Source organism: Mesorhizobium sp. M4A.F.Ca.ET.020.02.1.1, from assembly GCF_004022645.1.
In the GTDB taxonomy this organism is placed as follows: Bacteria; Pseudomonadota; Alphaproteobacteria; order Rhizobiales; family Rhizobiaceae; genus Mesorhizobium.
Window position 1 is genome coordinate 1 of record NZ_RZOI01000024.1, and the last position, 20,788, is coordinate 20,788.

Consider the following 20,788-nt stretch of genomic DNA (forward strand, 5'->3'; position numbering starts at 1 on the left):
GAGACAGACATTGAGCATGACGATGTGCTTGCCGTTCTTCATCACTTCGAGGGCGAACAGCGTGCCGATGTTGGGGTTGCCGGTGGCGTCGATGATGACGTCGATGCGGCCGGCGGCGGCAAGCGCATGCAAATCCTCGGTGACGGCGATCTTGCCGGCCTCGATGGCGCGGTCGATGGCCGCGGCGTTGGGCGCCTGGACGATGTCAGCGCGGTCATGGCCGGCAAGCAGAGCGGCGTCGATCGCCGCCTGCGGCCGGACCTCGGAAATGGCGCCGATGCGCATGCCCGGCATCAGCGCGACCTGGACGACGATGTCCGTCCCCATCTGCCCGGCGCCGGCCAGGCCGATGGTGATCGGCCCGTGCTTTTCAGCGCGCTGCAGGAGCTCCGCTGCGAATTGCGGATGGGACATGTCGCTTCCTCCGGTCCTTGGCGCGCCGCTGCGCCGAAATGATCTTTTGAACATTCCTATTTCTATTTGAAAAATATTTCAACCGACATTTCGGCGTTGCCGGGGGGAATCAATTCGCTGTCGACGGGTCCTCGCCCTCTGTCCTGCCGGACATCTCCCCACAAGGGGGGAGATCAGCCGTCGCTGCGCCTTCGCTAATGCTCAACCTTGCAGGACTGAGCGGGGCGCCCAAGCTGCCAATCTCCCCCCAAGGGGGAGATGTCCGGCAGGACAGAGGGGGCGCGAAGGATCGAGGCGGTGATTGTTTCATCCCGCTACGTTGCTTCGCCCGCGACGGATGACGCAAGATTCGCCGCTCAGAAATACCCGTCGGACGCCGCTGTAGCCTCTTTCGGGATTTCGACGCCGTCGACCAGGATCTTGTCGACCAGTTCGTGGTGGAAGCAGACCAGCCCCTTGATGCGTTCGGCCTCGTGCACCGGCTCGGGATAGTACCAGACGAGGTTCTCGTGCCGCCTGGTGCTGGTCGTCACATGGTAATAGTTGGAGATGCCCTTGTAGGGGCAGCGCGAGATGTAGCGGCTGGGCGCAAACATATCGAGCCTGCTGTCCGAGATCGGCAGATAGTGGCGCACCGGATGGCCGGTCTCGAACAGGAACACGCCGCGCCGTGAATCGGCCACCTGCTCACCGTCGAGGATGATGCGGGTGCGGTCGTTGATCGACTGCACCCCGGTCCAGAAGGGCAGGCAGGCTTGCTCGGCGCCTGCGATGTCGAAGGCGTCGCGGCCAACGAGGCGTGGCGCAAGCACATCGTTGACGACGGCGGCCGCCGCCAGGCGTCGGCGCCTCGCCGAGGCCGACGAGACCATCCTCGGTCTCGACCTCGACGATGGTCGGCGAGAAGCCGTCGAGCTCGCCGAATACCCACTGATAGGGCGCTTCCAGCCGCAGGTTGATCGGCGTTGCCGATATGCGGCGGATATTCATCTTCAGCCGCCGATCTCGAAGAACGGTTTGCCGAGCAGATCCGGCACCACGTCGATGCCGAGGCCGGGCCCGTCGGGAATGCCCATGCGGCTTCCCGTGACCGGCGGCTTGTTCGAGGCGGTGCGCACCGTCACCCATTCGTGGAAGGCGATTGCGTGCAGGCGGCGCTCTTCCGGCGTCGACAGCGACAGATGCGCCATCGCAGTCGTATCGATCTCGGCGCCGCCGGTGTCCTCGACCGTGATCATGAAGCCAAGGTCGACGGCAACGTCGCGGATCTGACGCGTCCTGGTGACGCCGCCCAGTCGCGAGATCTTCAGCGTCAGCCCGTCGGCGGCACCCCTGCGGTGAATTTCCAGCATCTCCTCCAGCGAGGTGACGGATTCGTCCAGCACCATCGGCTTGTCGAGCATGCGGCGCACCGACATGTTCTCGTCGAGCGTCGTGCAGGGCTGCTCGAACGTGTAGTCGATGCCACGCGTGGCGTCGGCGAACTGGCGCGCCTGATAAGGCGTCCAGCCGGCGTTGGCGTCGCAGAAAATGACCGTGCCCTTCGGCACGGCGGCAGCGACCACCGTCACGCGCTCGATATCGTCGCGGACATTGCCGCCCACCTTGACCTGCAGCCGGTGGTAGCCCTCGGCGACGATGCGCCTGGCAAGCGCGGCCATTTGATCGAGCGTACCGTGCGGGACGACCCTGTAGAGTTCCGCCGTCTCGCTCTCGCGGCCGCCGAGCATGGTCACCAGCGGCACATCGGCGGCGCGCGCCGCGAGGTCCCAGCAGGCCATGTCGAGCGCCGACTTGATGTAGGGGTGGCCCTTGAACACCGTGTCCATCAGCCGGCCGATGCCGGCAAGGCCGCGCGGATCCTGGCCGATGAGATGAGGTGCGATTTCCGGCACGCCGGCGCGGGTGCCGGCCGGGAACGCGGCCGAGTAGAAATTGCCGAGCGGCGCCATCTCGCCCCAGCCGGTCACGCCGTTGTCGGACGTGATGGCGACGATCACCGCGTCGAAGCAATCGGCGACGCGCCCCTTCGACATGCGGTAGGGCCCGTCCACGAAGGGCTGCACGACATGGTAGGCTTTGATACTCTTGATCTTCACGTTGTCGTCCGTTGTCTGCGGGATTGGTCAGGCGCCCTTCGATGCGCGCTTTTCGAGGCCGCGCGCATAGGCGAGAAGCTCCTCGAAATCGAGGTCGATATGTTCGCGCGCATGGCGTTGGGCGGCGCGCATGTCGTTGCCTTTGAGCAGGCGCACATAGGTGTCATGCACATCCTCGGCGGGTACCGGCTCGGCGCGGGCCTGCTGGTGGAGGGCGAAATACATCTGCAGCCGGCTGGTCAGGCGCTGCCAGGTCTCGAGCAGTACGGAATTGTCGGCCCATTCGTAGATGAGGCCATGCAATTGCAGCGCAGTCTCGATCTGGCGCGTGGTGTCGAGCGCCCGCGTCGCCTGCTTCACTGCTTCGTGGCGGCGGTCGAGTTCGTGGAAGAAGCGCTGGTCGCGCAGCGGCCAGGTGCATTCGATGGCGAATTCGTCGAGCACCTTGTTGAGCGAATAGGCGTCGATGATGTCCTTGGCGGTGACATCGATGACGAAGGTGCCGGCGTAAGGAATGCTGTTCAGGATGCCTTCCTGGACCAATTCGCGCATCGCTTCGCGCAACGGCGCGCGGCTCACCCGCATCTGTTCGGAGATCCTGAGCTCGTTGAGCTTCTGTCCTGGTTCCAACTGGCCGGTCAGGATGGCGCGTCTGAGCAGCGCGACGATCTCTGCCCTCCGCGTCGTATCCGCGATCGGACTGAAATCCAGCTTCGCCATGCGCCTACTCCGGATGAGGGATTGCAAGACAAGCAGATTGTCGACAATCCAACAAGAGGGCAATTTACGAATTCCGGAATTTTGTCGATGGCTCAAGCCGCCCGGCCGTAGAAGCTGATCCGCTCTTCCTCGCTGAACATTGCGCCGGGCCGCTCGTAGTAGAGAACACCGCGATCATGCGCTGGCGCTCGCCCTCGACCGTGGTGACGCGGTGCGCGGTGTAACCCGAGCTGGGCGGAATGGTTCGGCGCCTCCGGCGGCAATCGCGCGCCGGATCCCTCGCATGGCCGCCGCGTCGGCCTGTCCAGCCTGGCGGTATCCTCCGCGAGGCTGGGGCTGGGAATTGCGCTTGGCCAGAAGATCATGGCCAGCGCCGATCTCGAAGCGGGTCGCCTGATCGCGCTATCGCCCGTCTCGGTGCGCCTCGGCCAGCCCTATTGCGCCTTCATGCTGCCGGCAAAAGGCCGAGCGCGCCGACATTGCCGGGCTGGTGGAACTTCTCAACAAAACGGCACCCTCGACGTGGGAGTCGAGGGCGCCGCGGGACCGGGACTGATGGGGGTTATCAGCTGGCCGGTTTCTGTTGCGGCAGCGGCGAGACCGGCATGCCGGGTCCGATCTTCTGCAGATTGCCGGTGATCACCTGGTCGCCCTCGGAAATGCCTGATGTCACGGATATCAGGTCGCCGTCGGTCGGCCCGAGCGAGACCAGCTTCTGGTCGACCGTGTTGCCCTTGCCGACGACATAGAGGTACTTGCCGAGCTGGCTGGACCCCAGCGCCACCTGCGGCACCATCAGCGTGTTCGGCTGCTCCTTCACGTGCAGCCGGACCCGCACATACTGGCCGGGCAGCAGCGAGAATTTCGCATTGCCGATCGTCGCCCGCGCCGTGATCGTGCCGGTCGAATGGTCGATCGTGTTGTCGATGAAGGTGAGCTCGCCCTTCTGGCTGGGCTCAGTCTCACCGGGCAGCAGAACATCGACGGCGATCGGGCCGGCTGCCTTCGCGGCTTCGATTTCGACGAGATCGGTCTCGCTCGGATTGAAGGTGACGTAGATCGGGTCGAGCTGCACCAGCGTGTTGAGCACCGTGCCGGCGACGCTGACCAGCGTGCCGACCGAGGCCTGGTTGCGGCCGATACGGCCCGGGAACGGCGCCTTGATCTCCGAATAGCCGAGGTTGAGCTGGGCGGTGCGCAGCGCGGCCCTGTCGACTGCAAGCGCTGCCTCGGCCGCGCGCAGGGTGCTCGTACGCTGGTCGAAACTGTCCTTGGCGAGATAGCCGCTCTTGGCGAGTTCCGTGCCGCGGCCGAGATTGGACCGCGCATAGTCGAGCGTCGCCGTGTCGCGCTCGATCTCGGCCTTCGCCTGGTCGAGTGCCGCCTGATAGTCCTCGGGCGCGATCCGGTAGAGCAGGTCGCCCTGCTTGACGTCGCTGCCGTCGGCGGCAGCCTGCTCCTGCAGGTAGCCCGGCACGCGGGCCTGCAGGGTGATGCTGCGGATCGGTTCGACCCGCGCGGCATAGTCGAGATAGATCGGCAGCGTCCTCTTCACCACGTTCACCACCGGCACCGGCATCACGAACGCCGCCGGAGCCGGCGCTGCCCCTGCCGTGCCGGCATTGAGGCTGAGACTGCCCATGTCGAGCAGATGGACGCTGGCCATCGAGATGGCACCGAGCGCCACGGCCGTTCCCAAAGCGATTTTCCATTTACGCATTTTGGTCTCCAATCGTTTTCCGCCGCCTGCGCGAGCTATTCAGCCGCCTGGGCGAGCGGCTGAAGCGCCGGCTCGGCGGTCGGTTCAATATCCTGATGGTGCGGAGCGGGCTCTCTGTCCTCGCCTCGCTCGCGCAGCTTTTCAATCACCGCGTAGAACACCGGCACGAACACCAGCGACAGCACCGTCGCCGCCACCATGCCGCCGAAGACGGTGGTGCCGATCGACTGCCGGCTGGCAGCACCTGCACCCGTCGCGAACATCAGCGGCAGGACGCCGAGGATGAAGGCGAACGCCGTCATCAGGATCGGCCTCAGCCTCAGCCGCGCGGCCTCCATCGCCGCTTCGACAATGCTCAAACCTTCCTCGCGCCGTCGTCTTGCGAATTCGACGATCAGGATGGCGTTCTTCGCCGCCAGGCCGATCAGCATGACGAAGCCGATCTGCGAGTAGACGTCGATCTGCATGCCGCGCAGCAGGAGCACCAGGAAGGCGCCGAACAGGGCGAGCGGCACGGCGAGCAACACCATGAAGGGCATCGCCCAGCTTTCGTATTGCGCCGCCAGGATCAGGAAGACGAACACCATGGCAAGCCCGAACACGATCGAGGCGATCGAGCCGGCCTTGAGCTCCTGGAAGGTGATGCCGGTCCACTCATAGCCGAAGTCCCTGGGCAGCACCGTCGCCGCCGCCCGCTCCATCGCCGCCACCGCCTGTCCGGACGAGAAGCCGGGAGCGGCACCGCCATTGATCAGGGCCGATGCATTGTTGTTGTAGTGCGGCACCGTCTCGGGGCCGACAATCGGCACCAGCCTGCCCAGCGTGCTCAGCGGCACCATGCCGCCCGCAGCGTTGCGCACATAGAGCCGCGAGATGTCGGTGGCATCGGCGCGCGCATCCTTGTCGGCCTGGATCGTCACCCGGAAGGTGCGGCCGAACAGGTTGAAGTCGTTGACGTAGAGCGAGCCGAGATAGATCTGCAGTGTGTTGAACACATCGGGCAGGCTGAGCCCCAGAAGTTTCGCCTTGCTGCGGTCGAGGTCGTAGTTGAACTGCGGTGTCGACGTCGAGAAGGACGAGAACAGCTGCTGCGGATTGAGTTCCGGCTGCTTGCGCGCCTCGGCGATCAGCGCCTGCGTGACATCGTTGAGCGCAGCACTGCCACGACCGGAGAGATCCTCGACCTGGAACTCGAAGCCGCCGGTGGTGCCGAGGCCCGGGATCGAAGGCGGATCAAAGGAGAGCGCGAAGGCCTCCGGTATCTGCAGCAGCTTGTTGCGCACCTCAGCGACCAGCTTCGAGGCATTCTGGTCGGGTCCACGCTCGTCCCAAGGCTTCAGGATCGCGAACTCCACCGCCGAGTTCGACTGCGCGGCGCTGGTCAGGAAGTTCAGGCCGCTGATCGAGCCGACAATGTCGACGCCGGGTGTGCTCTGCAGGATGTCGCGCGCCTTCTCGGCCACCGCGTCGGTGCGCTCCAACGAAGCGCCGTCAGGCAGCTGGATGACGACGAAGAAATAACCCTGGTCCTCGACGGGGAGGAAGGTCGAGGGCAGTTTCTGCCAGACGAAATAGGTAGCCACCAGGCCGGCGGCGAACAGACCGAGCATGGCCCAGCGCAGCCGGATCAGGATGCGCACGCCATGGGCGTAGGCATGCGACAGCCATTCGAAGCCGGCATTGAACCAGCGGAACAAGACGAACTGCGTCTCGCCGCGATGGCGCAGGAACGCGGCGCTCAGCGCCGGGCTCAGCGTCAGCGAGTTGAAGGCCGAGATGCCGACCGAGATCGCGACGGTGAGCGCGAACTGGTTGTAGAGCCGCCCCGAGACGCCCGGGATGAAGGCGACCGGGATGAACACCGCCATCAGCACCGCGGTTGTGGCGATGATCGGTCCTGTCACCTCGGCCATCGCCGCGCGTGTCGCGGCAAGTGGTTTGAGGCCGGCCTCGAGCTGTCGCTCGACATTCTCGACGACGACGATCGCGTCGTCGACGACGAGACCGATCGCCAGCACCATGCCGAGCAGCGACAGCATGTTGAGCGAGAAGCCCAGCATGTACATCACCGCCAGCGTTGCGATCAGCGACACTGGGATGGCGATGGTCGGGATGATGGTGGTGCGCCAGCTCTGCAGGAAGATGAACACCACCGCCACGACCAGCACCAGCGCCTCGCCAAGCGTAATCAGAACGTCATGCATCGAGGCCGACACGAAGCGCGTCGTGTCGTAGTGCATGGCGTAGTTGACGCCCTTCGGGAAACGCGCCGACAACTCCTGCATCTTGTCCTTGACCCGCTGCTGCAGGTCGAGCGCGTTGGAACCCGGCATCTGGTAGACGGCGAGCACCACCGTCGGGTCCTTGCCGAAGAAAGCGGACGAGGAATATTGCAGCGCGCCGAGTTCGATGCGCGCGACGTCGCGCAGGCGCACCAGCGAGCCGTTTTCAGAATTGGCGCGCACGACGATCTCGCCGAATTCCTTCGGGTCGCTGAGGCGGCCGACCGCGTTGACCTGCATCTCGAAGGCGGTGCCGGCCGGCGCCGGCGACTGGCCGATCTTGCCGGCCGCGACCTGCACGTTCTGCTCGGCAATGGCGTTCTGCACGTCGACGGCGGTTATGCCGAGATTTGCCAGTTTGTCCGGGTCGAGCCAGACGCGCATCGAATAGCGCCGCTCGCCGAAGATCTGCACGTCGCCGACGCCGGGCAGCCGCTTCAGCGGGTCGACCACCTGCAGATAGGCGAGGTTGCTCAGCGCCACCGGATCGACCGAGCCGTCCGGCGAGGTGAGGTCGACGATGAGCACGAAATTGGGATTCTGCTTCTTGATCGTCACGCCGCCCTGGTTGACGATCGCCGGCAGCGAAGACGCGGCCTGCGAGACGCGGTTCTGGACGTCGACGGCGGCCGTGCTCAGCGGATAGCCGACATCGAAGGTGATGGTGATGGTCGAGGAGCCGTCATTGGAGCTCGTCGACGACATGTAGGTCATGCCCTGCACGCCGTTGATCTGCTGTTCGAGCGGCGTGGTTACCGTATCGGCCACGACCTGCGCGCTGGCGCCCGGATAGTGGGCGCTGACCACGACCTGCGGCGGCGTGATGTCGGGGAACTGCGACACCGGCAGCAGGAAATAGGCGATCGCGCCGGCGAGCACCATGATGATGGCGATCGCCGATGCGAAGATCGGACGTTGGACGAAATAGTTCACCATGAGACGCAGGCCTCGTTGAATGCTTTTGCTTCGCCAAACGCGTTGGCGATCCTGGACAGCTGCCGGCTACGCACTGAGCTTGAGTCTTCCAGAAAACGCGGCAGCGCCTTGCGGTCCGGCGCCTGCATGGCCGCCTTTGAACGCAGCATCGCCTCGAAGCTGCGCGGGTCGACCCGATCCGCCATCATCACCAGCCGGATCATCGGATCCCGGATGGCCTCGTCGATCGTCAGGTCTTTGCGCTTCTGCATAGGAGCGGTTCCTTGCTTGCGGCCCGCATCGGAATGATCGCGAACCGTTTTTCTCTTCTTCACCGGCCGAAGCCGCATGACAGGCAGGTTTCTGGCCCTATCTCACCCTGCAGGACCGATCGGGTCTTGTCGTTGACGCGGAGAGACATAGGTGTTACCAGTAAGTAACATTCTGGAAGTTACAGACCGGTAACACCTTAGTCAAGAGGTGGCCGAGGGATTTTTGGAAACGAAAGGAGATCATGATGGCAGACGGCGTCGTGGAGCGCTCTCGCCCCCGGGATCGGATCCTGGAGACGGCGCAGGACATGTTCCACAAGCACGGCATCAAGGGTGTTGGCGTCGACGCCATCACCGAGGCTGCCGGCACCAACAAGATGACGCTCTACCGTCACTTCGAATCCAAGGATGACCTGATCATCGAATGCCTGCGCGCCACGGCGGCAAAGGCTTCACGGATTTGGGACGAGTTCGAAGCCAGGCACCCCGGAGACAAGCTAGCCCAGCTGCATGACTGGGTTCAAAAGGCTTCGGAAATGCTCAGTGCCGATAGCCGCGGCTGCGACATGGCCAACGCAGCCGTCGAACTCAGCGAGACCGATCATCCGGCCAGACGCGTCATCAAGGAATTGAAGGAAGCCCAGCGCGAAAAGCTAGTTTCGCTCTGCCGCGAAGCCGGCATCGGCCAGGCCGAGCTTCTCGCCGACACGCTGTCGCTGCTGCTCGAGGGCGCGCGGGTCTCCATGCAGAGCGTCGGGTCGGAAGGCCCGAGCGCGCAGTTCGTGCGCATGGCGGAGGGCCTGATTGCGTCGTTCAGGGCGCGCTGATGTCGTCGCCTCATCCTGGCTCTGTGATCCTGCCTCAGAATCAGGCGCCCAGCTACGCAATGGGTCAGGCAAGTTTTCCGGAGATGTACGAGCGCTGGCTCGTGGGTAGCCTCTTCCGCCCTTGGGCCGAAGTGACCTTCGAAGAAGTAAAGCTGACTCCAGGCCATCGTGTCTTGGACATCGCCTGCGGCACAGGAATAGTTGCGCGCGTTGCCAGGGAACGGCTCGGTGCCGCCGGATGTGTTGTCGGCGTCGACATCAGCCCAGATATGCTTGCCGTCGCGCGCACCGTGGCGCCAGACATCGACTGGCGCGTGGGCAATGCCGGCGCACTGCCGCTCCGTGACGGAGAGCAGTTCGACGTTGTGGTCTGTCAGCAGGGGCTGCAGTTCTTTCCCGACAAGCCCGCCGCGGCGGCAGAAATGCGGCGAGCACTGGCGCAGGGCGGCCGGCTGGCAGTTGCCACTTGGCGCACCGATGAGGAAATCCCCTTCTTTCGAGAACTCCGCCGCGTCGCCGAGCGACTCCTCGGCCCAATCGCGGACCTGCGCCACAGCTTTGGGAATGCGCCGCCGCTCGAGGCGCTGCTCCGAGACGCCGGCTTCCACGACGTTCGATCAAGGACAATATCGCGCACCATACACTTTGAGGACGGCGCGCCCCTCCTGCGATTGAATACGATGGCGCTGGTCGGCATGAGTGCTGCCGGCAAGGCAATGGCCGATCAGGAACGCAAGCGGGTCGTGGAGGACATCGTGAGCGGGAGCGCGCCCGTGCTGCAGTCCCACTCCGATGGATCGGGCGTCGCTTTCGAACTCAGCACCAATCTGGCGACAGCTAGAGGCTAGGCGCGCAATTGGCCAGCACTCCTGATTTTCCAGTATGATTTGGCAATCCGGGTGAGGGGGCTGGCGTCGCCTCCGCATTTTCCATGCGGGCAAAGAAAAAGCCCGCTGCCGGGAGGAGGAGGCAGCGGGCTCGATTTCGAATGCGGCACGGGAGGAGGTGTACCGCATTCACCGTCGGCATCACATCTGGGAGGAGGAGACGGCCGACACCCAGATACGTACTGGTTGCTTAACGATTCGGCAACCATGAAACGTGCATAGCTGATGTGCAGAATTGCCGCACCCCTCGGCAATCCTCCGACAAATCCGGGCAAAGCAGCCTTGCCAAGGCAAGCTAACCTATTGAACCGGCACGTTTTCCTTGAAGATCAATCGCGGCTCGATGAATTTTTTCGTCAGGTACGGCGCCGAGGAGGCGATCGAGCCGAGCAGGCGGATCACCGACTGCTCGGCGATCAGTCGTGCATTCTGGTCGATGACGACATCGCAGAGATCGTCGACCAGATAGCCGCGCGTCTCCCTGGTCAGGTCATGGCAGATGAACACCGGCTTCGTGCGCGGCCTGGATTCCAGCAGCGCCTTTGCCACACCCGAGCGCCCGGCGCCGACGCAGTAAATGCCGAGCAGCTCCGGTTCGTTGTGCAGCGCCTTCATCGTCGCGGTGTAGCTCACCTCCGGCTCGTCATTGATCTCGACGGCGCTTGAGATGGTGAGGTTGGGGAATTCCTCGCTCAACACCGAACGGAAGCCCATTTCGCGCTCCTCATGGCCGCGGTAGGAACGCGAGCCGACCACCATGGCGAGATGACCGCTGCGACCGCCGAGGAAGCGGCCCATCAACAGCGCCGCCGTGCGTCCCGCCACCCGGTTGTCGATGCCGACATAGGCCGAGCGCGGCGCCGCCGGAACGTCCGACACCAGGGTGACGAGGCGGATGCCGGCCTCGACAAGCTCGCGCAGGATGTTGCGGGTTCTCGGATGATCGACGGCGATGACGCCGACGCCGTTCGCCTTGAGCGACAGGTTCTCGACGGCGCCCTGCAGCGTGCTGGGCGAGATGCCGGCAAGGCTGTGGATGCGGCAGGAGGCGACCAGCGGCAGGCGCGCCGCATAGTCCTCGATATGGCGGGCGAGATCGACCATGAAGGCATTGCTGCCGATCGGCAGGAAGAATTCCAGATGCGCCGGCTTCGACGGCAGCGCCACCTGGTCGACGACAGGCAGGTAACCGAGCTGTTTCGCCGCTTCCATGACGCGCTGCCGGTTGGCGGCGCTGGCGCCGGGCCGGTTGTTCAGCACCCTGTCGACCGTCGCGGTCGACAGCCCGCAGTTCCTGGCGATGTCGGCGACGGTGGCTTTCATGGTTCCAGTCATAGGAGCGTATGCGATCCTGTGCCAGACGCGTGATGACTGACCGGGCGGATGATTGACGTCCGCCAGCGGCGGAGGCTTCAGCCTTGCGGTTGCGTGCCCGCCGCAAGGGCGTCACGGATGTCCTTGTCGGACATGCCGGTGATGATCCGCTCGACGTCGGCGACGGTCGTCTGTTTCGGATCGATGTCGTCGGCCACCACCTTGCCACGGCGCATGACGACGATGCGGTCGACCACCTGGAAGACGTGGTGGATGTTGTGGGCGATGAAGATACAGGAATGGCCGGAATCGCGGGCGTTGCGCACGAAGCTCAGCACGCCTTGCGTCTCGGCGACGCCGAGATTGTTGGTGGGCTCGTCGAGGATGATGAGGTCGCTGTCGAAATGCATGGCCCGGGCGATCGCCACAGCCTGCCGCTCGCCGCCCGACAGCGAGCCGATCGGCGTCGTCGGCGGGATGTTCTTGGAGATGCCGACCTGTTTCAGCAGGTCGCGCGCCACCGTGTTCATCGCCTCCTGGTCCATGCGGTTCAAAAAACGCGGCGGCTTGATCGGCTCGCGGCCGAGGAACAGGTTGCGCGCGATCGACAGTTGCGTGACCAGCGCGGAATCCTGGTAGATGGTCTCGATGCCGTGGGCGATGGCGTCGCTGGTGCTGCGCAGGTTGACCTTTTTGCCGCGGATGAAGATGTCGCCGCTGGTCAGCGGCACTGCGCCCGACAGCACCTTGATCAGCGTCGATTTGCCGGCGCCGTTGTCGCCGAGCAGGCCGACGATCTCCTTTTCGTTGACGTGGAAATTGGCGTCCACCAGCGCCTGCACGCGCCCGTAGGACTTGCGGATGTTCTGCATGCGGATCAGCGGTTCAGCCATGGGTCACGTTCCTGCCTGATGCCGGCGTTCGAGCCATGAGTGCAGCGCCATCATGCCGAGGATGATGGCGCCGATGAAGATGTTGTAGGCAAGCCCCGGCACGCCGATCAGCACGATGCCGTTGCGCATCACGCGCAGGATCAGGATGCCGAGCACCGTGCCGATGATGGTGCCGCGACCGCCGGTCAACGCCGTGCCGCCGATCACCACCATGGCGATGACCTCGAGCTCGTAGCCGGTGCCGCTGTTGGGATTGGCGGCGGAGGTGCGCAACGACGAGATGACGCCGGCGAGCGAGGCCATCAGCGCCGACACGACGAACAGGCCGACCTTGACGCCATTGACATTCACGCCGCGCGCGCGGGCGGCGTTGGGGTTGCCGCCTGCGGCCTGGATCCAGTTGCCGGTGCGGCTCTGCGTTAGCACGTAGCCAAGCGCGATCGCCGCGCCGATGAACCAGAACAACGACATGTAGATGCGGAACGGTCCAATGAAGAAATCGCCGACCAGCGCTTCCGCCAGCCAGCTGCCTTCGGCGCTCCAGGTGCGCTGCGGGAACCCGTCGGTGACGAACAGCGCCGTGCCGCGCACGACGAGGAGCATGCCGAGCGTGACCAGGAAGGACGGGATCTTGAGCTGCGTCACGAACCAGCCATTGACCAGCCCGATGAAAGCCGCGACCACCAGCGCGACAAGCAGGCCTACCTCCAGCGAGGTGACGCCGCCATTGAACAGCGTCCACATCAGCACCGGCGAAAAGCCGAACAGCGAGCCGACCGAGAGGTCGAACTCGCCCGATGTCATCAAAAGCGTCATCGCCAGCGCGATCAGGCCAAGCTCGACCGTGAAGGCGAGGATGTTGGAGATGTTCTGCGGCGACAGGAAATCGGGATTGATGACCCAGAAGACGACGAGCTCGATGACGAGCAGCACGAAGGGCCCGAATTCCGGCCTCGCGATCAGGCGTTGGGTAAGCGAATGGTTTTCCACGTTGAATCCTTGGGTGGAAAGGTCGAGAACGCCGGCCGTGTCAGGGGGCTCGGCGAAGTGAAAAAGGACAGTCGCGGCTACGGGAGCGGCCGCGACTGTGCGCAGGCGATTCCGAAAATCGGACCGGATTCTCGCAAAGGCCGTGCGCAAAATCGAGCTGCCCGCCGCGCGTCTGGAAATGACGCGCGGCGCTGCAGGGGACGGATCACTTCCCGGACAGGATCTTGTCGTAGACCCCGGCGGTGTCCTTTTCGTAGAGCGCGCCGGTGATAACGTTGAAGCCCGGAGGGATGCCGGCGGCCGCCATGTTGGCGAGCGAGAGCGCGACGTAGCTGGTCGCCTGCGGGTCCTGCCACTGCGCGGCGTTGACATAGCCGTTCAGCACTTCCTGGGTGGTGTCGAGCGAGTTGCCCCAGCCGACGACCGGGATTTCGCCGGGCTTGATGCCGACCTGGTCGAACACCCGTTTGATCGAGCCGGTGACGAGGTCGCCGAGGCCGATGATTGCCTTCACCTTGCCTTTGTGCGCGGTCAGGTAGTCGACCATGCGGTTGATCACTTCTGCCTGGTCGAGCGTCGCCTCGGTGATTTCATAGGTGATGCCGAGCGGTTCGAAGACGCTCTTGATGCCTTCCTCTTCCTGCACGCCATAGGTGGCGCCGGGAACCTCGACCGGCATCCAGACGAAGTCGCCCTTCTTCACCAGGCCCTTGTCGACCAGATACTGCGCCCAGTGCTTGCCGAAAGTGACGTTGTCGCCGCCGACATAGGCGTTGAAGTTGGCCTTGGGATCGGGCGTGTTGAAGTTGATGATCGGGATGTTGGCCGCGCGCGCTTCCTTGGCGATCTCGACCAGGCTGCCCGGATCGGGGCTGGTGGTGACGATGCCGTCGGCCTTGGCCGAGATGGCGGCGCGAACCGCCTCCTGCTGTGACGCCACGTCGCCATTATGGAATGAGGTGTTGACGGAGTTGCCGGTATCGGTCGCCCATTGCTTGGCGCCGGCCAGGAAGTAGGTCCAGACCGGGTCGGCCGGACCACCATGCGAAATCCAGTAGAAGGTCTTGGCCTGCGCCGCCGCCGGAATGGCGAGCGCCACGATCAAGCCAAGCACGAGCAGTCTTAGCCTCGTCAGCATATGGTTTCCTCCCATGTTGAAACGACTTCCACGTCGGACGCGATGCGGCCCAAAAATCGCATTTCCTGCCAGCGCCGAGCGGGTGCTTAGAGGGCATCCCCTTTCCGGCCCGATGGCAAGCCTCCAAGCGCCAATGGATGTTGGCGCAAGGCAGGACGCCATCAGCAATCCCATCAGATTGCATCAGTTTGGGTGATATTTGCGTGAGGTTGTCGAGCGGGACTCAGCCGCGCGGACCGTTCTGCCTGCGCTCCGCGCGCCGGCCGCGCCAGATCCTGCCCAGCCAGTCGACCGCCAGCGACAGCGAGGTTTGTCCATGTGGCATCGATGCCGAGCAGAGGGATCGCGCTCGGCACCGCCTGTATGACCAGTATGCCGATGGCGGCGCCGATGGCGCTGCCATGCCCGCGCGACAGCCTCGTGCCGCCAAGCAGCGCCGCGGCGATTGCCAGCAGCGCAAAGCCGTTGCCGTCATTGAGAGGATGGTGCCCTGCGCGCCGAGATGGACGACGCCGGCGAGTCCCGCAATTGCGCCCATCAGTGCCAGCGCCATGAGCCAGACGTTGCCCGTCGCGATGCCGGCATGGGCGGCGGCTTCCGGATTGCTGCCCCTGGCCTGCACCCGGTAGCCGAAGCGGCCCGCAGTCACCGGGCCTCAACATAAAATTGTGTTGATGAAGGCCGGTTCTTGCAGGGTTGTCAGATCAGACCGGCCCTGGCGAGGTCGCGCATCAGATGGCTGGCGCCATAGGTCCAGTGCGGGCAATCCGGTGACAGGCGCACACGGTTGACCAGCGCGCCGAGTTTTTCCGACGAGATGGTGACGATATCGCCGACCTTGTGGGTAAAGCCCTTGCCCTTCTCGCCGCGATCCTTCGACGGCACGAACATGGTGCCGAGATAGAGCGCCAACCCGTCGGGATACTGGTGATGCGGCCCCATCGCTGCCTTGACCAACTCCTCCGGCGAGCGGCTGATCTCGGCCATCGAGCTTGCGCCCTCCAGCGAGAACCCGTCCTCGCCCTCGACGCTGAGCCGCACCGTGGCGCGCTTCACATCGGCAATGGAAAACGTCTCGTCGAACAGCCGGATGAACGGACCGAGCGCTGCCGAGGCATTGTTGTCCTTGGCCTTGCCGAGCAGCAGCGCCGAGCGGCCCTCGACGTCGCGCAGATTGACGTCGTTGCCGAGCGTGGCGCCGACGATCCGGCCGGTGCTGTCGGCGATCATGGCGATCTCCGGCTCCGGATTGTTCCAGGTGGACACGGGATGCAGGCCGACATCGGCGCCGAAGCCGACCGACGCCATCGGCTGGCATTTGGTGAAGATCTCGGCGTCCGGACCGATGCCCACTTCCAGATATTGCGACCAGGCGCCGCGCTGGATCAGCTTGGCCTTGATTTCCATCGCTTCCGGCGAGCCGGGCTTCAGCTTGGAGAGGTCGTGGCCGATCAGCCCGGCGATGTCGGCACGGATGGCATCGGCCTTCTCCGCCGAGCCACGCGCCTGTTCCTCGATGACGCGCTCGAGCAGGCTGACCACAAAGGTGACGCCGGAAGCCTTCACCGCCTGCAGGTCGGCGGGCGAGAGCAGGAAGGGCTTCTTCGCGTCGCGCTCTGCCTCGAAACTGTTGGCGGTGATGTCTTCAAGCGCGCCGATCGGCTTGCCCTTGGCGGAGCGAACATAGCCAGCCGGGTCTGGCAACTCGCAGAGGTCGCGCACGGTCGGCGCCGCGCTCGAGGTGATGTCGAAGACCATGCCGTCGCGCACCGTGACCACCAGCGGATAGGCCGTTTCGCTGGTCCTGGCGCGGCCGATGAAGAGGCCGTCGGCGGGCAGGCGGGTCGGGTCGGTCATGGCTTCGGTCCTCTCTTTGGCGCGCGGCACTTTCCCCGGATTTGGTCGAGACGTCCATCCCGCCAACGGGATCATTTGTGTGCCAGGGCGAGCGCGGTCCGCAGCCACGGGCCGGCTGGCACAATCGAACGCACTTTCAAATCCGTGAAATCAACAATAGGATTTTCACAAGCCCATTGCATCTCCCAGGTGATCCTTGCCCAAGCTGTTTTCGGACCCGATCTGGCAGAAGCCCAAGACGGTGTTCGCGTTGCAGCCGCAAACGCCAGCCGGGCCGATCGATGCGGTCATCGTCGGCGGCGGCATCATGGGCCTTTCTACCGCGCTCCATGCCGCGCGGCAGGATCTCGCCGTCCAGGTGCTGGAGGCCGGAGCGATCGGGGAGGGCGCCTCGGGTCTCAATGGCGGTCAGGTCATCCCCGGCCTGAAATACGATCCGGAATGGCTGGTCGAGCATTTCGGCAAGGAGCGCGGCGAGGCGCTGGTCAATTTTGCCGCCTCGACAGCCGATGCGGTGTTCGACCTGATCCGCGACGAGAAGCTGGCGGTGCCGTTCACCCGCAACGGCTGGATCCAAGCCGCGCACACCGAGACCGCTTTGACTGCGGCAGCAAACCGGGATCGCCAGTGGCGGGCACGTGGCGCCGACGTCGAACTGCTCAGCCAGGCCGAGATCGCGGCCATGACTGGCGCCCAGGGCTATCTCGGCGGCTGGCTCGACCGCCGCGCCGGCGTCGTCGATCCACTAGCCTATACGGTGGAACTGGCGCGGGTCACTGCTGCCGCTGGCGTCGGGATCGCCGAACGGCAGAAGGTGGTGAAGCTCGCCAAGGACGCCAGTCTCTGGCGGATCTCGACCGAAAGCGGCGCTGAGGTGCGGGCGAGGGCGGTCGTGCTTGCCACCAACGCCTACACCGATGGCGTTCTGCCTGGCCTCGCGCGGACCATCGTGCCGCTGCACTCCTTCCAGATCGCCACTGCGCCGCTGCCGGCCGATGTTGGCGCCGGCATCCTGCCGGGCGGGCAGGCGGTGTCGGACTCGCGCCGCATCCTCGTCTACTATCGCAGAAGCGCCGACGGTCGCCTGGTGCTCGGCGGGCGCGGGCGCATGGCGCTGCCCTCCAGCGCCGCGGACTGGGCGCATCTGGAACGTGCCCTGATCCGTCTCTATCCGGCGCTTGCCGGCGTCGCGATCGAGAAACGCTGGTTCGGCCGCGTGGCGATGACGCCGGATCACCTGCCGCATATCCACGAGCCCGAAAAAGGCCTGCTTGCCGTCGTCGGCTGCCAGGGCAGGGGCGTTGGCCTGATGAGCGCGCTCGGCAAGCGCATGGCAAGCTACCTGGCGAGCGGCGATGCGCGGCAACTGCCGTTCCCGCTGTCGCCGATCAGGCCGATCCCGTTCCACGCCTTCCGGCAGGTCGGCGTTGCCGCGACGATCGCCTGGTACCGGATGCTCGACGCGTTGGAGCGCTGATTTCGCTGAACACGTTCCTTCACCGCGCGATTCAGCTTGACAGTTTCACGAATATGAAAAAGTCTAAGTCGATTTCATAATTCCGACGGGCAGATCGATGTCGGCCATCGCAGCAAGTCAGCCATTGCCGGAAACTCGCGCTTCGCCGGTGTTCCGCTTCGCCATGCTGCTGCCGGGCGGACTGGTCACCTTCTTCCTGATCCTCTTCGCTCTCGGCCTGGTGATTTTCCTTGCCTTCCGAGGCAATGACGGCTCGCTGCTCGGCGTCGGCCTGACCGCCGCGAACTTCGTCACCGTGGCGACCGATCCGCTCTACTGGACGGTGACGCTGCGCTCGCTGGTGATCGCCGGCCTTGTGACGCTGGTGACCGTGGTGACCGCCTATCCCGTCGCCTACTACCTCGCCTTCCATGCCGGACGCCGCCGCGGCCTGCTGCTCTTCCTGGTGACGCTGCCGTTCTGGACAAGCTACCTGCTGCGCGTCTTCGCCTGGAAGATCGTGCTTGCCTACAATGGCGTGCTCAACTCGGCCTTTATCGAAAGCGGCCTCTGGTCGGAGCCGACGCTGGCCTTCCTCAACACGCCGGCGGCGGTGGTGGTCACGCTTGCCCACGCCTACGCGCCCTTCGCCATCCTGCCGATCTACGTCGCGCTGGACACGATCCCGAAATCGCTGCTCGAAGCCGCCTCCGATCTCGGCGCCCGTCCGTTCACCGCGTTCCGCCGCGTCGTGCTGCCGAATTCGATGCCGGGCGTGCTGGCGGCGGCCCTCGTCGTCTTCGTGCCGACGGTCGGCGACTATGTCACGCCGGCCATGGTCGGCGGCCCGGCCAGCACCATGATCGGCACGCTGATCCAGTCGCAGTTCGGCAAGGCCAATGACTGGCCGTTCGGCGCCGCCCTTTCGGTCTGCGTCATGCTGGTCATCCTCTGCGTGGTGCTGGTCGCGCGCGGCGCCGACCGCAGATTTGGCAGCCGCACATGAGCGCGACGCGCACCGGGACCGACACAGGTGGTCGCTGGCTCGGCCTCTACGTGCTTGGCTATCTGGTCTTCCTCTATCTGCCGGTGCTTTTGATCCCGCTGTTTTCCTTCAACAATTCCATCCAGGCTGCGTTTCCGCTGCAGGGCTTCACGCTTGAATGGTACGAGACGCTCTACGGCAATCCGGTCTTGTCGGGGGCACTCGCCAACAGCCTGGTGATCGGCGTCATCGCCGCTTCGGGCGCTACGCTCTGCGGCATCACCGTGTCCTATATGGACCTCTTCGGCCGCTCGCCGCTCGCCGCCACGATCAGCGCCATCGCGCGGCTGCCGATCCTGATTCCAGGCGTCATCGTCGGCATCTCGCTGCTGATCCTGGTCAATCTGATCGGCCTCGGCCCGTCGCGCGTCGCCATCGTGCTCGGCCACATCCTGGTCGCGCTGCCGACGACAGTGGTCGTCATGCGCAGCCGCTTCGCCGCCATCCCGAAGACCATCCGCGAGGCGGCGCTCGACCTCGGCGCGTCCGACTGGACGACGTTCCGACGCGTCATGCTGCCGCTGAGTGTGCCGGCCGTGCTGTCGGCCTTCATGCTTGCCTTCCTGATCTCCTTCGACGAGTTCATCGTCGTCTTCTTCCTCGCCGGCACCGAGCCGACGCTGCCGCTCTACATCTGGAGCCAGCTGCGCTTCCCGCGCTCGCTGCCGATCGTCATGGCGCTCGGAACGGTGATCCTGGCCGTGTCCTTCATCATTGCCGGCACTGCCGAAATCCTGCGCCACCGCGGCCTTGGCGCTGCGCGCCGGCCAGCCGCCGCCAATCCAGCCTGAACCACAACAACGAAAGAGAGGAGAACGAAAATGACATTCCAGCTGAAATCGATCACCGGACACAAGACCCGCGCCGGCCTTACGGCCCTGGCGCTCGCGCTGTCGTCGACCGTCGCCTTTGCCGCCGACAAGCTGCAGTATTTCACATGGTCCGGCTACGAACTGCCCGACTTCAACAAGAGCTTCCTCGCGGCCCATCCGGACGGCGTCGAGGCCTCGATCTTCGGCGACGACGACGACGCCTTCACCAAGGTCAAGGCCGGCTTCCGGCCGGACATCGCGCACCCCTGCTATGACAAGGTGGCGCGCTGGAACAAGGAAGGCCTGCTGCAGCCGATCGACACCAAGCGCATCAAGAACTGGGATTCAATCTTCCCGGTGTTCAAGAACCTGCCCGACATCCAGGCCGGCGACGGCAAGGTCTGGATGGTGCCGTGGGACTGGGGCAACACCTCGATCCTCTACCGCACCGATCTGGTCAAGAACCCCGAGGCGAGCTGGAAGCTTCTGTGGGACAAGCAGTATGCCGGTCGCATGGCGACCATCGACGCCGTGCATGACACGCCGATCGTCGCGGCACTGCTCGCCGGCGTGAACCCCTTCGACATGACTCCGGAGCAGATGGACAAGGTGGCGGAGAAGCTGCGCGAGCAGCGGCCGCTGCTGTCCAGCTACACCACCGACATGACCTCGGTCGAACAGGCGCTGGCAAGCGGCCAGCTCGTCGCCGCCATGACCTGGAACGCGTCGGCCACATCGCTGAAGAAACAGGGCGTGCCGGTCGAGTTCATGAAGCCGAAGGAGGGCATGCTGACCTGGTCCTGCGGCTTCGTCATGCTGAAGGACGCCAAGAACGTCGATCTCGCCTATGACTTCATCAACAGCCGGCTGGACGCCGACTCGGGCAAGTATCTGATCCAGTCCTATGGCTATGGCAGTTCGCTGAGCACAGCTTTCGCCGGCGTGGCGAAGGACGAACTGGACAAGCTGCAACTGCCGTCGGATCCGGAAGTGATGCTGAAGACCACGATCTTCACCGGGCCGATGAAGCAGAATGACGACGTCGCCAAGATGTTCGAGAAGGTGAAGGCCGGGGGGTAAGCTGCGGCTCCACCTTTGTAACTTGTCCCTTGCCGACTCTGCTATTGCAGCAGGTGCGGTGGCGGAC

17 protein-coding genes and 2 pseudogenes are annotated in these 20,788 nt (G+C 64.6%); 6 read left to right on the forward strand and 13 right to left on the reverse strand.

The genetic code is table 11. The features are described 5' to 3' along the window. The 7 genes and pseudogenes from EN742_RS03440 to EN742_RS03480 form a co-directional block, all read right to left on the reverse strand. Window positions 1-414 (reverse strand): annotated as a pseudogene (locus tag EN742_RS03440) (homoserine dehydrogenase); the annotation flags it as partial. 356 nt (window positions 415-770) lie between these two features. Further along, window positions 771-1,121 (reverse strand): annotated as a pseudogene (locus tag EN742_RS03445) (DUF427 domain-containing protein); the annotation flags it as partial. A 285-nt stretch (window positions 1,122-1,406) separates the two neighbouring features. Beyond that, complete coding sequence (locus EN742_RS03450; protein WP_128332434.1) at window positions 1,407-2,513, reverse strand: mandelate racemase/muconate lactonizing enzyme family protein; 1,107 nt, start codon at window positions 2,511-2,513, stop codon at window positions 1,407-1,409. Window positions 2,514-2,540: 27 nt separating this feature from the next. Then, window positions 2,541-3,233 (reverse strand): GntR family transcriptional regulator, encoded by a 693-nt coding sequence (locus EN742_RS03455; RefSeq protein ID WP_126056020.1) that lies wholly within the window; start codon window positions 3,231-3,233, stop codon window positions 2,541-2,543. A gap of 565 nt (window positions 3,234-3,798) precedes the next feature. Next, complete coding sequence (locus EN742_RS03470) at window positions 3,799-4,953, reverse strand: efflux RND transporter periplasmic adaptor subunit (RefSeq protein ID WP_126056019.1); 1,155 nt, start codon at window positions 4,951-4,953, stop codon at window positions 3,799-3,801. A 35-nt stretch (window positions 4,954-4,988) separates the two neighbouring features. Further along, on the reverse strand, window positions 4,989-8,171 hold the full coding sequence (locus EN742_RS03475; protein ID WP_126056018.1) for a multidrug efflux RND transporter permease subunit: 3,183 nt from the start codon (window positions 8,169-8,171) through the stop codon (window positions 4,989-4,991). Continuing rightward, the gene (locus tag EN742_RS03480; protein ID WP_245482455.1) at window positions 8,165-8,500 is read right to left on the reverse strand and encodes a hypothetical protein; all 336 of its coding nucleotides are present in this window, start codon (window positions 8,498-8,500) and stop codon (window positions 8,165-8,167) included. Before EN742_RS03480 ends, EN742_RS03475 begins: the two co-directional genes overlap by 7 nt. Window positions 8,501-8,667: 167 nt before the next feature. Between EN742_RS03480 and EN742_RS03485 the strand changes: the two genes are divergently transcribed. Together EN742_RS03485 and EN742_RS03490 are read left to right on the forward strand one after the other, a co-directional pair. Continuing rightward, window positions 8,668-9,249: a TetR/AcrR family transcriptional regulator gene (locus EN742_RS03485; RefSeq protein ID WP_126056017.1), complete on the forward strand. Its 582-nt coding sequence runs from the start codon at window positions 8,668-8,670 to the stop codon at window positions 9,247-9,249. A 59-nt stretch (window positions 9,250-9,308) separates the two neighbouring features. Beyond that, window positions 9,309-10,097, forward strand: coding sequence for a methyltransferase domain-containing protein (locus EN742_RS03490; RefSeq protein WP_189375158.1), 789 nt, complete (start codon window positions 9,309-9,311; stop codon window positions 10,095-10,097). A gap of 339 nt (window positions 10,098-10,436) precedes the next feature. On the opposite strand, the gene EN742_RS03495 is transcribed toward EN742_RS03490, so the two are convergent. The 6 genes from EN742_RS03495 to EN742_RS03520 all read right to left on the reverse strand — a co-directional run bounded on the left by EN742_RS03495 (window position 10,437) and on the right by EN742_RS03520 (window position 16,328). After that, a complete protein-coding gene (locus EN742_RS03495) occupies window positions 10,437-11,459 on the reverse strand; it encodes a LacI family DNA-binding transcriptional regulator (protein ID WP_126056015.1) in 1,023 nt (340 codons plus the stop codon). 89 nt (window positions 11,460-11,548) lie between these two features. Beyond that, window positions 11,549-12,343 (reverse strand): ATP-binding cassette domain-containing protein, encoded by a 795-nt coding sequence (locus EN742_RS03500; RefSeq protein WP_126056014.1) that lies wholly within the window; start codon window positions 12,341-12,343, stop codon window positions 11,549-11,551. A 3-nt stretch (window positions 12,344-12,346) separates the two neighbouring features. Beyond that, window positions 12,347-13,333, reverse strand: coding sequence for an ABC transporter permease (locus tag EN742_RS03505; RefSeq protein WP_127406937.1), 987 nt, complete (start codon window positions 13,331-13,333; stop codon window positions 12,347-12,349). A 205-nt stretch (window positions 13,334-13,538) separates the two neighbouring features. After that, window positions 13,539-14,471 carry a substrate-binding domain-containing protein gene (locus tag EN742_RS03510; RefSeq protein WP_127406936.1) on the reverse strand — a complete coding sequence of 311 codons (933 nt, stop codon included), beginning with the start codon at window positions 14,469-14,471 and terminating at the stop codon, window positions 13,539-13,541. A 223-nt stretch (window positions 14,472-14,694) separates the two neighbouring features. Continuing rightward, window positions 14,695-15,120, reverse strand: coding sequence for a hypothetical protein (locus EN742_RS03515; RefSeq protein WP_128332435.1), 426 nt, complete (start codon window positions 15,118-15,120; stop codon window positions 14,695-14,697). A 50-nt stretch (window positions 15,121-15,170) separates the two neighbouring features. After that, entirely contained in the window at window positions 15,171-16,328 is a 1,158-nt protein-coding gene (locus EN742_RS03520; RefSeq protein WP_128332436.1) for a fumarylacetoacetate hydrolase family protein, read from the reverse strand. Between the two features lie 196 nt (window positions 16,329-16,524). On the opposite strand from EN742_RS03520, the gene EN742_RS03525 reads away from it, so the two are divergent. The 4 genes from EN742_RS03525 to EN742_RS03540 all read left to right on the forward strand — a co-directional run bounded on the left by EN742_RS03525 (window position 16,525) and on the right by EN742_RS03540 (window position 20,721). Continuing rightward, window positions 16,525-17,805, forward strand: coding sequence for an FAD-dependent oxidoreductase (locus tag EN742_RS03525; protein ID WP_128332437.1), 1,281 nt, complete (start codon window positions 16,525-16,527; stop codon window positions 17,803-17,805). 97 nt (window positions 17,806-17,902) lie between these two features. Further along, window positions 17,903-18,790: an ABC transporter permease gene (locus tag EN742_RS03530; RefSeq protein WP_127407680.1), complete on the forward strand. Its 888-nt coding sequence runs from the start codon at window positions 17,903-17,905 to the stop codon at window positions 18,788-18,790. Further along, window positions 18,787-19,620 (forward strand): ABC transporter permease, encoded by an 834-nt coding sequence (locus tag EN742_RS03535; RefSeq protein ID WP_128332438.1) that lies wholly within the window; start codon window positions 18,787-18,789, stop codon window positions 19,618-19,620. Before EN742_RS03530 ends, EN742_RS03535 begins: the two co-directional genes overlap by 4 nt. Before the next feature lie 30 nt (window positions 19,621-19,650). Beyond that, on the forward strand, window positions 19,651-20,721 hold the full coding sequence (locus EN742_RS03540) for an ABC transporter substrate-binding protein (RefSeq protein ID WP_126056006.1): 1,071 nt from the start codon (window positions 19,651-19,653) through the stop codon (window positions 20,719-20,721). Window positions 20,722-20,788: the final 67 nt, after the last annotated feature.